We start from the raw sequence: 12733 nt of genomic DNA on the forward strand, positions 1-12733 counted from the left end.
GGCGGGTAGATCCCGCGCGCGAGATCGCGGAGGTCGTCGAGCGCGGTCTGCGTCTCGTTCTGAACGTCCTGGAGCATCGCCTCTGTCTTCGCGGGATCCTTCGCCACCAGCGACTCGGCGAGGCGGAGCTTCACGATGAGCGCGACCAGCTGTTGCTGCGCGCCGTCGTGGATGTTCCGTTCGAGACGCCGTCGCGCCTCGTCTTGGGCGGCGACGATCCGGCGCTGCGCGGCTCGAAGCTCCTCGACGAGGCGAACGTTGCGAAGGACGAGCCCGGCCTGCGACGCCAGGTCTCGTACCAGCCGCTCCTTCGCTACGGTCATGGGTTCGCTCGCCTTCGTCGCCACCGAAAGCGCGCCGAGCAGCTCTCCCTTGTCGCGGACCTCGACGGCGGTCTCGCCTTCGATCTCCGGCAAACGCTCGCCAATGACGGGAACCGCCACCCGGGGCGCGGCGTCGGACGGCCACGCGCTGGCCGGACGCAGCTCCCCGCTGACGTGTAACCACACGCGCGCGCTCTGCGCGGCGACGCCTTCGCCGAGGATTCGCGCCATCCGGCCAAGGACGTCCTCTGTCGCATACGCCTCGCCGACGCGTTCAGAGAACTCGGTCAGTACCTCGTACGGCGTCGCGCGAACTCCATAGACGAGCCTGTCGGCAAGTCGCCGCGCGATTCGAGTAACGGGACGAAACGCGATCCCGAGCACGAGCGCCACAATGAAAACGGTCGCCGCGCTCCGGCCTTCGGACGTGATGATGCCGAGCAGGCCGACGACGCCGGCATACACGGCGATGGTCAAGACACCGAGCGTGCCGGCGACAACCGCTTTCTTGACGACGACGTCGAGTTCGAACAGCCGATATTGGAGAACGGCTATTCCGATCGACAGCGGGATCGCGGTGAATGCGAGACCGCTGATGATGGAGTCTGCCACGAACGGGGACACACCGAACGCCGGCAGCAGCACCGACAGGACGAATGACAACGGGACAAGGAGCAGCGCGAGAGCCACCCACTTGATCTGCTGGCGTTCCACTCCACGTGATCGGCGGAACCGCATCACGAGCGACGTGACCGAGCCACCGATACAGGCGAGCAGCAACACGAAAACGACGATGTCGCTGACTCCGATACCGCCGAACAGCGGTATGTACAGCGGGTTCTCGATCACGATGTCCTCGGTTGAGCCGGTGAGCAGCCGCTCCCCGAAAACGAGGCCGACGAAGAGATAAACGATTGCTGCGATGCAAACCCAGAGGAATGGAGCCCATCGAGGGGACGGCAGCCGCCCGTCTGGGAACAGCAGCGGGATGAGGATGAGCACGGGGATGATGCCGAACAACCAGCCCAAGCCAGAGATGACAAAGAGGGCGGACAGCAGGGCACCTCCGGTCGCGCCACTCTCGAGGAGATAGGTGCCGAGCTCTCCTGCACCAAAGGAGACGGCGGTCATACACGACCCGTACAGGAGCAAGCCCCCGATCCGGTTGCGCGGGTGGCGGCTGAGAATGAGCGCACCAACGATCCCGAACAGCGAGAACGCAACGATGAACGGCACTTGCTCGGAGATCGACTCCTCGTTCGCGACGACTCCCACCATGGAGACCGTGGCGATGGCTAGGAATATCGCGAGCGCGAACCACGGCCACTTCGCCGGCGCTCGGAGCGCATGAGATGCCGGTGCTGCGGTGCGCGCCCTCACGTCGAAACCGAATCCGAGACGACGCGGTAGACCTCCACGGGCCCTTCGCGTCCCTTGACGTGCCGCGGACCCATCGGCTCGACGTCGATGTCGCTGGCCGCTGCGATTGTGCTCTCGCTCGCGACGATCTCGCCTGCGGCCGCCTCGGACTGCAGCCTCGCCGCTATGTTCACGGCGTCGCCGACAACTGTGTACTCGAGGCGACCAGCGCCGCCGACGGTTCCAGCGACGACGCGACCCGTGTTGATGCCGATGCCCATCGTGACGTGCGGGCGACCATCCTCGTCGGCCTCACGGTTCAGGCTCGCCTGCCGTGCTTGCATGGCAAGCGCGCACGTGATCGCCCGGACGGCGTGATCCTCGACCGGGTCCGGCGCACCGAACACGGCCATGACGGCGTCGCCGACGAACTGATCGACCATCCCTCCGAGGTCGATGATCACTTCCGCCATCGCGGAAAGGTGTCGGCCAACGACCTCAGCGACCTCGCCGGGCGAGAGACGCTCGGCCAGCGTCGAGTAGCCACGGATGTCGGAGAACAGGATCGTTGCCTCGAGCTCCTCGCGGAGCGAGGTCAAGCCGGTGGCCTGGAGCTTCACCGCGACCTGCTCCGGAACGAACGATCGGAACGCGCTCGCGGCCATCTCCTTCTGGACGACCGCGGCGTGCAGACGCTTCAGATCGTCGACGGCGCTCGCCTCGCCGGTTCCGGCGCTCGCCGCCATCGTGGTGAAGACTTTCGTCACCCGGCGGTCAACGGCCTCCTGGGTCGTGCCGAGGCGCACGGCCATCTCGGCGTAGCCGAGGCCTTGCGACATGAGCTCGAGCAGCTCGCGATCGTGTTCGCCCGTGTCCCCTCGTCCCGAGAGACGCTCGGCGATGACCGGATCGACCGCGCTCCCGCCGGCGTGGACCTCCCGGATCGCCTTGACGAGCTCGTCGCCCTGCGAGATTCGGTCCTTCAACAGGTAGGCCAGCCCGCTCTGGCCTTTGCCGAGGAGCGCGATCGCGTACGCCTCGTCGTCGTGGGCGGAGAGGACAACGACCCCTGTCCCTGGGTGCGAGTCGCGGATCGAGTGCGCGCAGTCGATGCCCTCCAGCTGGAAGTTAGGAGGCATCTTGATGTCGGTGACGACGACGTCCGGTTGGTGCTCACGGGCCGCGAGCAGTAGCGACGGCGCGTCCGCCGCCACACCGACGACCTCCACGTCGTCGTACGAATCCAGCAGCGCGCGTACGCCTTCGCGTACCAGCACATTGTCCTCGCCGAGGACGACCCGAATGCTCAAGCGGCGCCCCTCCGGCGGATGGCCGCATGTACCATCCGCCCATGATCCGCGTGGTCTTCGCGGAGGATAACTACCTCGTGCGGGAGGGGACTGCAGCGCTCCTGCAGCACGCCGGCTCCGTCGATCTGGTCGGCACCGCTGCTTCGTTCGACGAGCTGCTCGCCCAGGTCGAGGAGACCAGCCCGGAGGCCGTCCTCACCGACATCCGGATGCCCCCGACCAACACGACCGAGGGGATCGACGCCGCCAAGCGGATCCGCCAGGAGCATCCGAGTGTCGGCGTCGTCGTCCTGTCGCAGTACGCAGAGGAGGAGTACGCCTACGAACTGTTGAAGGACGGCGCCGCCGGGCTCGGCTACCTGTTGAAGGAGCGCGTCAGTGACCTCGACGAGGTCGTCCGGGCGTTGAACGAGGTCTCGAAGGGCGGCTCGGTCCTCGATCCGAAGGTCGTCGAGTCGCTCGTCTCCGCCAAAGAGAAGATGGCGCACTCGCCGCTCGCGAACGTGACCGACCGCGAACGCGAGGTCCTCGAGCAGATGGCACAAGGCAAGAACAACGCATCGATCGCCAAGGCACTGTTCCTCACCGAGCGCGCCGTCGAAAAGCACATCAACTCGCTGTTCCACAAGCTCGCTCTCACGGAAGAGCCCGACGTGCACCGACGCGTGATGGCGGTGCTCGCCTTCCTCCGCGAGAGCGACCACGCGTAGCGTCACTGCGCCCTCCGCGTGTCGACGATGAACACCGAACACGGCGCGTGCCGCAGGACGATGTTCGGAACGCTGTCACGAACGCGCCACCACGAACCGTGCGTCCCGCGGTTGCCCAGCACGATCGTGTCGACGCGCTCGGCCTCGGCGATCTCGACGAGCCGGTCGGCGGCGGCGCCGTTCTCGGCTCGTGTTCGAACGTCCACGTTCGGGAACCGCCGCGACATGTCGGTGAGGTATCGGTCTGGATCCGCGGCCTTCCTCGGATCCGCGGCGTCGTGCGACGCGCCGTTCGACCGGACGTGCACGACCAACAGCTCGGCGCCGGCGACACGAGCGATTTCGGCTGCGGCCTGAACGGCGATGTCGGCCGACGCCGTCGTATCCGTCCCGACCAGGACCTTCTTCATCTGAGTCCTCCTCTGCGACCGGCCCACCGTAGGTCCGTCCGACCCCCATTACGACGGCGCACCCACCACAACCTCGGGGGGGTGCCACCACCACGGCGCGGGTGTGGTTCGGGCACACAAATGGGCGGGTCGCCCCCCTTGGAGCGGGGGTCGTCGGGTGTCAGCATCCCTACGTGAACGTTGCAGAGGCGGCCGCCGTCGGAGACACCACCCGTGCGCGCGCGCCGTGGGTTGTGTGGACCATCGCGATCCTCGCGCTGGCGGCGGCGATCACGTTCACGATCCTGAACGGATTCGGGCAAGACGACGTGCTGTTCGTGCCCTTCGCCGCAGCCATGGTCGTGGGGTACTCGACGGTCGGAGCGATCCTCGCCTCGCGTGCCAGGGGCAACGTCATCGGATGGTTGATGATGGGGATCGGCCTGGCCTTCGCGCTCACCGGCGTGACCGGCGAGTACGGCACCTACGCGTTCGTGACCCATCCCGGCGCGGTGCCACTGGGGAGCTTCGCCGCGTTGCTGTCGGAGATGCTGTGGCTCCCCATCATCGTCAGCATCTGTCTCCTCGCGGCGCTCTACCCGACCGGTCGCGTGCCGACGCCGCGGTGGCGCTTCCTTCCGCCAGTGGCGGTGACATTCATCGCGCTGTTCGTCGTGGGCTATGCGCTCTCGCCGATGGCGCTCGAGGACGCCGGTCTGCCGTCGTCCGTCTCGAACCCGCTCGGCGTGGATGCGCTAGAGCCGCTGGCCGACATCGTCGGCGTGACGGCCGGCCTCGGCCTGCTGGTGATCGCTCCACTGTCCCTCGCGGCACTCGTGCTCCGATACCGACGATCGCGTGGCGAGGAACGACAGCAGATCCGCTGGCTCGCCTACGTCGCCGGCACCACCGCCGCACTGATCGTGACCAGCCTGCTCGTCGCGCTCGTTGTCGGGGAGGGTTTCGGCGACACCGTCCTCGCCCAAGCCTTCTTCCTCGCGGCGTTCTCGATGATCGGCATCGGCATCCCCGTCGCCATGGGCGTCGCGGTCCTCAGGTATCGCCTCTACGACCTCGACGTCGTCGTCAAGAAGACGGTGCTCTACGCGACCGTCGCCGCGCTTCTCACCGCGGTCTTCGTCGTCGTCGCCGTCGTGATCGGCTCGCTCGCGGGCGGGAGCGACACCGCGGCGGTCGTTGCCGCCGCCGTGATCGGCGTTTCGTTCTGGCCGTCGCTCCGCGTGGCGCGGAGGATCGCGGATCGGGTGGTGTACGGACGGCGGGCGACGCCGTACGAGATCCTCTCGGAGTTCTCGACGCGAGTCGGCAGCGCCTACGAAGCCGACGACGTGCTTCCACGGATGGCCCGGATTCTGCGAGATGCCGTGGGAGCGAGCCGGGCCACCGTCTGGCTCCGCGTCGGGGACGAGCTCCGACCAGCCGCCGTCTCGCCGACGGGGGACGAACCGCGCGCCATCTCGCTGACCGGTGACGTCCTCCCATCGCTCGCGTCCGACGCGGCTGTCGAGGTGCGCGACCGAACTGAGCTGCTCGGAGCGCTTGCCGTCTCCATGCCGGCGAACGACCCGATGAACCCGTCAAAGGAACGGCTGATCCGGGACCTCGCGTCGCAGGCGGGCCTCGTGCTCCGGAACGTCAAGCTGATCGAGGAACTGCGTGAGTCCCGGCGCCGGATCGTCGCCGCGGTCGACGAGGGACGTCGCCGGCTGGAACGGAACATCCACGACGGCGCACAACAGCAGCTCGTCGCGCTGTCCGTGAAGATCCGGCTCGCCGACACGCTGATCGATCGCGATCCGGCGAAGGCGCACGAGCTCCTCGCTCAGCTCCAGACAGAGACGACGGATGCGCTCGATACGCTCCGCGATCTGGCGAGGGGCGTGTACCCGCCGCTGTTGCAGGATCAGGGCCTGGCTGCGGCGCTGGAGGCGCAGGCGCGACGGTCGAGCGTACCGATCCGCGTCAGCCCGAACGGCGTCGGCCGATACCCCCAGCACGTCGAGGCCACGGTCTATTTCTGTGTCCTCGAGGCATTGAACAACGTGGCGAAGTACGCATCTGCGACGAAGATCGACGTAGAGCTCCGTCGCGACGGCGACGAGCTCGTCTTCGCTGTTCGCGACGACGGCGTTGGATTCGACCCAACGACAGTAACGGGCGGGACGGGCTTGCAAGGGATGACCGATCGCGTCGACGCGATCGGCGGGTCGCTCGACATCAAGAGCGGTCCCGGAGCCGGCACGACGGTCCAGGGAAGGGTTCCCGTGGGAGAAGGCGGATCGAACTACGAAGGCTTCGCCGCCGCCCAGGCGGACTCGAGCCGGTCGGGACCGAAGACGGCCTTGGGAATGTAGGCGGCCGCCCCACACTCGGCCGCGCGGGGTGCGTACTCCTCTTCTTCGTACGTCGACAGCAACAAAACGACGACGGGCTCACTCTGCCCGTCGAGGATCTGGCGTGTGGCGTCGAGGCCGTTGATCCCGGGCAAGTTCACGTCCATGAGGACGAGGTCCGGCGTGAGCTCGCGCGCAAGCGCGACGGAATCCTCGCCGGTGTCGGCCTCGCCGACGACGTCGAACCCCTCCGTCGCCTCGACGACCAGACGCGCCGCCATACGGAACGGCTCCTGGTCGTCCACGATCAGCACACGAACGGGCATCGCGCTTTCCTCCACGGTCTAGCGTCGCACGGGACGAGCCCAGCGACAGTGATGCCAACACCACAGTTGCATCGCCGTGCTACCGCGCAGAGGCCGGTCAGCCGGCCGACGCGAGCCGCAGGAACGCCTGTTCCAAGACCAGCCGGGGGTTCAGGTTGACATCCTCGGCGAGGGCGGCCCGAGCCTCCTCGGCGGCGGCGACGCCACCTGCCGAACCCGCGACCGACGCGATGGCGGGCGTGACGTCAGGATTCATCAGGACCTCCGATCCGCCTCCCACCACGGCCGCGACCCGATCGCGCAGGAGGGCCGAGACGGCGAGCAGGACGCGGTCGACGTAGTCGCGTTCGGCCCGGCGCACCTGTCGTTTGTGACGCTCCTCGATCCTGCGGATCGCCGCCCGATAGGTGTCCTCTGGCCGGCCTCGCTCGTCGAGGAACGGCAGCAGATCGTCTTTCTGACTGTCTGCCACGTCCTTCTTGTAGCGCTCGGCTTCCGCCAGGACGAGCTCCGCTGCCTCGAGCGCGCCCCCCGGGCCGGCGCCGGCGAGATCGACCGCGCGAATTGCGACATCGCGGAACGCGAGCCCGTCCTTCTCCGCAGCGAGTCTGCGCGCTCGACCGAGGTTCCCCCCGGCGAGCCGAGCGGCCAGCCCGGCGCGTTCCGCGTCGATGCCCTCCATTTGAAGCGCGTCCGAGACGAATCGCTCCGACAGCGGAAGGAACGACACGACGTGACAACGTGAGACGACCGTCTCGGGAAGCTCGTCCGGACGAGCCGAGAGCAACATGATCACGGTGTCCGCGGGCGGTTCCTCCAGGATCTTCAGCAGGACGTCCGCCGCCGCGAGGTTCAGCCGATCTGCCTCACGGATCACGAACACCTTGCGTCCGGGTTCGGGCGCGGTTCGGTACGCGGGGTGCCAGACATCCGAACGGACCGTGTCGACGTGGATGTCGCGCCCCTCCGGCTCGACGACGACCTGGTTCGGGTGCTTGTCGGCGAGCGCGAGACGGCAATCGCGGCAGTCGCCACAGCCGCCGACGTGACACAGGAGCGCCGCCGCGAAGGCGCGGGCGCCGAGCGTCTTCCCGCCGCCCTCGGGACCGGCGAGCAGGTAGGCATGGTGCGGACGTTCGGCCGCCCGGCGGAGGAAGGCGATCGCCCGCTCCTGTCCGGGGACGCGATCCAGGACGGGAAACTCAGTCTGCGTTCTCCTCACGCTCCTTCACCACGTGCTTCAGCGCCTCGACGACCTTGTCGTGAACCTGCTCCGGCGGCCCGTCGGCATCGACGACGACGAACCGCTCGGGATGTTCCTCTGCGATGCGAAGGTACGCGTCCGCGACCTTGGCGTGGAAGTCTCCGCCCTCCATCTCGATCCGGTCCGGCTCCTCGAGCGAGCGCAGGAGACCGGCCTCGGGCTCCAGGTGCAGGAGGATCACCAGATCGGGAAACAGGCCCTGCGTCGCCCACACGTTCAGGGTCAAGACGTCCTGCTCGCCGAGGCCTCGCGCCCACCCTTGGTATGCCACGGACGAGTCGATATACCGGTCGGCGATGACGACCTTCCCTTCCGCGAGCGCGGGACGGATGACCGTCATGACGAGTTGTGCGCGGCTCGCGGCGAACAACAGCGCCTCGGTCTTCGGCTCGAGGTGTCCCGTGTCATGACCGAGCAGCACTTTCCTGAGCTGTTCGCCGACCTCGGTCCCGCCAGGCTCCCGAGTCACGAGCACGTCGGCACCCTGCTCCTCGAGCCACTCCTGCGCCAGGCGGATCTGCGTGCCCTTACCGGCGCCCTCGACGCCCTCGAACGCGACGAACAGCCCCGCCGCGGGGGCGCGCTTGAGCTTCGGCACCAATCCGAGCGGTTGTGGCCTCGTCACGCGAAACCGGCGCAAACCGCGTCGCGTGAACGCGCCGGCGAGCACCGCGCCGAGCCCCGCAAGCGCCAACGCGGCGCGCGTGCCCGACAGGTCGATCCGGCGGTCCGCGATGGTGACGTCATGTTCGCCGATCGCCGACGCGATGATCGGAAACACCGTGAGGGACAGGAAGAGTCCCAGCCGCGACAGCACCGTGAGCGATCCGAACGTTCTTCCACGGAACTCGTCTGTGACGTTCTCCTGCAAGAGAACGTAGCCACTGACCCACGCAGACCCGCAGAAGGCACCGAGCACGACCGTCATCACCGCCGCGAGCTCGATGCCGGGGATCAAGGCGAGCACGAACAACATCGCGGCGGCGGCGATGATCGACCAGACAAAGACGAACTCTCGCTCCACGAACTCGACCACCTTGTTCGAGGACGCCATCCCTATACCCATGCCGATGCCGAACGAGGTCACCAGGATTCCCCACCCGGGGTTACCCGCTCCGAGCGTTCGGGCGAATATGGGCCCGAGCGCGAGCACCGCGCCGACGGCACTGAACGCCGACACGATGCCGAGCGTCATGGCCGATGCGAGCGTGCTCTCGCGCAGGAACTTGAGGCCGTCGACGATGTCACGCCCCACGCGCGACAGCTCGAACTTCCCCACGCGGGCCGGCGCGGGGGAGGTGATGCGGATCCGCGAGACCAGCGAGGCGGAGACGGCGAAGGTCGCGCCATCGAGCCACAGCGCGAGCGATGTCGGATTGTCCTGGAGCCATGGCAGCAGATCTGAACCGCCAGAAAGGAACGCGAACACGAGGCCGCCGAGTGGCAACGTGCCGTACGTCGTGACCAGCCCGAGAGATGTCGCGTTGCCGAGCTGACGTCGTGGCACGAGGTTCGGCAGCGAAGCGTCGCGCGAGGGCGTCCACAAAAGCGAGAAGCACTCGATGACAAATGAGATCAGATAGATCGCCCACAACGGACCGAGGAATGGCATCACCACATAGAGCCCGCCGCGCGCGATGTCGGATCCGATCATGAGCGTCTTGCGGTCGAACCGGTCGACGAGCGCGCCGGCGAGCGGTCCGAACAGGATCGCCGGCAGCAGGCGCGCGACCATCACGCCGGCTACGGCGTAGCCCCCGCCCTTGCTCGCGACGAGCGCGGTCACCGCGACGAAGCCGACCCAGTCGCCGAACGAGCTGACCGTCTGCGCGATGAGGAGCCTGGAGAACTGGGTGTTGGTGACGAGATCCTTGAGGGTCGCGGGCCGGGTGCCACGGAGCGCGGCGACCTCATCCGCGAAGCTCGTCGACACCTCCGGCTACCCCTCTATGTCGCGGGGGTCCGCACAACGTTCGCTTCGCTCACCGTGCTACCCCCCGCTGCCCCCTCATGTTGCGGGGGTCCGCACAACGTTCGCTTCGCTCACTGTGCTACCCCCCGCTGCCCCCGGTGGAGTCGACGTCGGGGGAGGCCGCGCTCGCCGCCGTCGCGCCGCTCGACGTGCGCTTGCGCGACGTCCGCTTGGCCGGCGACCGCTTGGAAGTCGAGCGCTTCCCGGTCGAGCGCTTGGCCGCGGTTTTCGCGGAGCGGGACTTGGCGCGTTCCGCACGCGCTGCCGCCTTCGCCGCGCGCGCGGCCGCCTCGGCCTCCGGATCCCCGTGCTTCTTCACGTTGAACGCCTTGTCCAGCTCGGCCCCGCAGTTCCAGCAACGGTAGCTCTTGGGACGTTCCAGAAGGAGCGACCCGCACTCGGGGCACGGACGATCCTTTACCGGCGGATTGCTGGCGGCGAAGTCGCACTCTGGATAGCGGTCGCACCCGAAGAACATGCCGAATCGCGTGCGCTTCTCGACGATCTCGCCGCGCTTGCACTGCGGGCAGGTCACCCCGGTACTCTTCGGCGGGTCCTTCTTGATGTAGCGGCACTCCGGGTACCCGGAGCAGCCGACGAACGGGCCGTACCGGCCGACCTTGCGCTGGAGCGGACGCCCGCATTCCGGGCACCTCTCGTCGAGCGTTTCCGGCTCGGGGCGCTCCTCGCCGTTGATGTTGCGGATGTAGCGGCATCCACCGTCCTCCTCGGCGAACCGCGAGCACCCGATGAATCGGCCGTACCGACCGAGTCGGATCTGCAGGCGGCCCGGAGGACGCCGCCCCTCCTCTATGCACCGCGGGCACTCCTCGTCGAGGTCCTCGACGTAGCGCTCGAACTTCTCCTCGGCGCGCTCGAGGTCCTCGGCGAATGGCACCCAGAACTCCTTCAATACGCCCGCGCGTTTCGCCTCACCCTCGGCGATCTCGTCGAGCTCCTGCTCCATCTTGGCCGTGAAGTTCACGTCGACGATCTCGGAGAAGTGCTCGACGAGCTTGTCGGTGACGACCTCGGCGACGTCCTCGGGGTAGAAACGGCGATCCTCCAGCCGGACGTATCCACGGTCCTGGATCGTCGAGATGATCGACGCGTACGTCGACGGGCGCCCGATGCCGAGCTCCTCGAGCGTCTTCACGAGCGACGCCTCGGTGTATCGGGGCGGCGGCTGCGTGAAGTGCTGCTCGGGTAGCACCTCGAGCATCCGCAGGAGCTGGTCCGCTGTGAGCTCGGGTAGGCGGCTCTCGGCGTCCTCGTCGATGCCTTCGTCGCGCCCCTCGGTGTACACGCGGATGAACCCGTCGAAGATCAGCGTCTGTCCGGTCGCGCGCAGTCCGTATGTCGCACCACCCGACTGAGGAGTCGCCTCGATGTCGACGCCGACCTGGTTGAACCGCGCTTCCGCCATCTGCGTGGCGACCGTTCGTTGCCAGATCAGCGTGTAGAGCCGCAGCTGATCGCGGTCGAGCGTGCTGGCGAGGCGATCCGGCGTCCGCAGCACCGAGGTCGGGCGGATCGCCTCGTGCGCCTCCTGCGCGCTCCGGGAACGGGTCTTGTAGCGACGCGGTTCGGACAGCATGTATAGCTCCCCGAACTCGCCCCTGATGACTTCCCCGATCTCGCGGATCGCGCTCTCGGCGAGGTTCACGGAGTCCGTTCGCATGTACGTGATGAGGCCAACCGTCCCCTCGCCGCGAAGGTCGACGCCCTCGTACAGGCGTTGCGCGATGGTCATCGTCTTGCGCGCCGTGAAGCTCAGCTTCCGCGCGGCTTCCTGCTGCAGCGTCGACGTCGTGAACGGCGGTGACGGCGAGCGCTTGCGCTCCTTCCGCTCGACGTTCGCCACCCGATAGCCGGCGGACCGGAGACGCTCGACGTGCGTTGCCGCATCCGTCTCGTTCGAGAGGACGATCCCCTTCTTGTCGGGACTCGCGGCGAGCTTGCCCTCCGGGATCTGGGTCAGCCGCGCGGTGAACACGTGGTCGTCCTCATCCGGCGTGAGGCGAACGTCCACGCTCCAGTACTCGACGGCCTGGAACGCCCGGATCTCGCGCTCGCGCTCCACGATCAGACGAACGGCGACCGACTGCACCCGCCCGGCGGAAAGCCCCGGGCGGACCCGGCGCCACAGGATCGGCGAGATCTTGTAGCCGACGAGTCGATCGAGTACGCGTCTGGCTTCCTGGGCGTCGAACAGCTTCAGGTCGATCTCCCGCGGGTGGCGGAACGCCTCCAGGATCGCGTCACGGGTGATCTCGGTGAACGTGACGCGCTTGGCCTCACCCGGATCGAGCCCCAGCAGATCGGCCACGTGGTAGGCGATCGCCTCGCCTTCGCGGTCGTAGTCGGTCGCCAGGACGAGCTCTTCCGACTGCTTCAGGGCCTTCTTCAGCGCCGTGACGTGCTTCTTGGAATCCTCGGGGACCTCGTAGGTGACGCGGAAGCCCCGATCGACGTCCACGCCGAGGTCGCTCTTGGGCAGGTCGCGGATGTGGCCGTAGGAGGCACGGACTGCGTAGTCCGGGCCCAGGTACTTCTCGATGGTCTTCGCCTTCGCGGGCGATTCCACGACCACCAGGGTCTTTGCCATGCGCGTATCACGTCCGTTTCTTTTGGAGGATGGAGGCCGGCTACCTCCAGGGGCCTCCGCGGCGAGGGTACCAGTACCCCGTCGTCAACCCGGGAAGCGCTCTTGAGGTCTCGGAAGA

General features: G+C 67.6%; 9 protein-coding genes. 2 read left to right on the forward strand and 7 right to left on the reverse strand.

Features of this window, described 5'->3' with window-relative positions; all coding sequences use genetic code 11:
- Both VFA08_11935 and VFA08_11940 read right to left on the reverse strand, forming a co-directional pair.
- Window positions 1–1703: histidine kinase (locus tag VFA08_11935; protein ID HYZ14294.1), on the reverse strand; the 1703-nt coding region annotated here is incomplete at its 3' end.
- On the reverse strand, window positions 1700–2992 hold the full coding sequence (locus tag VFA08_11940) for an adenylate/guanylate cyclase domain-containing protein (protein ID HYZ14295.1): 1293 nt from the start codon (window positions 2990–2992) through the stop codon (window positions 1700–1702). The genes VFA08_11940 and VFA08_11935, both read right to left, overlap by 4 nt.
- 41 nt (window positions 2993–3033) lie before the next feature.
- Here VFA08_11940 and VFA08_11945 point away from each other — a divergent pair, with 41 nt between their 5' ends.
- Window positions 3034–3702, forward strand: a complete 669-nt coding sequence (locus tag VFA08_11945) for a response regulator transcription factor (GenBank protein HYZ14296.1) — start codon at window positions 3034–3036, stop codon at window positions 3700–3702.
- Window positions 3703–3704: 2 nt separating this feature from the next.
- Here the strand turns inward: VFA08_11945 and VFA08_11950 are convergent, their stop codons facing one another.
- Window positions 3705–4112, reverse strand: a complete 408-nt coding sequence (locus VFA08_11950) for a universal stress protein (protein ID HYZ14297.1) — start codon at window positions 4110–4112, stop codon at window positions 3705–3707.
- Window positions 4113–4285: 173 nt separating this feature from the next.
- On the opposite strand from VFA08_11950, the gene VFA08_11955 reads away from it, so the two are divergent.
- Window positions 4286–6466, forward strand: a complete 2181-nt coding sequence (locus VFA08_11955) for a histidine kinase (GenBank protein ID HYZ14298.1) — start codon at window positions 4286–4288, stop codon at window positions 6464–6466.
- On the opposite strand, the gene VFA08_11960 is transcribed toward VFA08_11955, so the two are convergent.
- The 4 genes from VFA08_11960 to topA all read right to left on the reverse strand — a co-directional run bounded on the left by VFA08_11960 (window position 6397) and on the right by topA (window position 12615).
- Window positions 6397–6771: a response regulator transcription factor gene (locus VFA08_11960; GenBank protein ID HYZ14299.1), complete on the reverse strand. Its 375-nt coding sequence runs from the start codon at window positions 6769–6771 to the stop codon at window positions 6397–6399. The genes VFA08_11955 and VFA08_11960 overlap by 70 nt on opposite strands.
- Window positions 6772–6868: 97 nt before the next feature.
- Window positions 6869–7993 carry a DNA polymerase III subunit gene (locus tag VFA08_11965; protein ID HYZ14300.1) on the reverse strand — a complete coding sequence of 375 codons (1125 nt, stop codon included), beginning with the start codon at window positions 7991–7993 and terminating at the stop codon, window positions 6869–6871.
- The gene (gene tmk, locus VFA08_11970) at window positions 7974–9968 is read right to left on the reverse strand and encodes a dTMP kinase (protein ID HYZ14301.1); all 1995 of its coding nucleotides are present in this window, start codon (window positions 9966–9968) and stop codon (window positions 7974–7976) included. The genes VFA08_11965 and tmk overlap by 20 nt, the downstream gene beginning before the upstream one ends.
- A gap of 118 nt (window positions 9969–10086) precedes the next feature.
- Entirely contained in the window at window positions 10087–12615 is a 2529-nt protein-coding gene (topA, locus tag VFA08_11975) for a type I DNA topoisomerase (GenBank protein ID HYZ14302.1), read from the reverse strand.
- Window positions 12616–12733 lie beyond the last annotated feature (118 nt).

The organism is Actinomycetota bacterium, assembly GCA_035640355.1.
Lineage (GTDB): Bacteria > Actinomycetota > UBA4738 > UBA4738 > HRBIN12 > CALGFI01.

Bases quoted from the DNA above. Each gene is read 5' to 3' on its own strand.
- VFA08_11945 (HYZ14296.1), top strand. From the start codon at position 3,034: ATGATCCGCGTGGTCTTCGCGGAGGATAACTACCTCGTGCGGGAGGGG.
- VFA08_11950 (HYZ14297.1), bottom strand. From the start codon at position 4,112: ATGAAGAAGGTCCTGGTCGGGACGGATACGACGGCGTCGGCCGACATC.
- VFA08_11960 (HYZ14299.1), bottom strand. From the start codon at position 6,771: ATGCCCGTTCGTGTGCTGATCGTGGACGACCAGGAGCCGTTCCGTATG.
- topA (HYZ14302.1), bottom strand. From the start codon at position 12,615: ATGGCAAAGACCCTGGTGGTCGTGGAATCGCCCGCGAAGGCGAAGACC.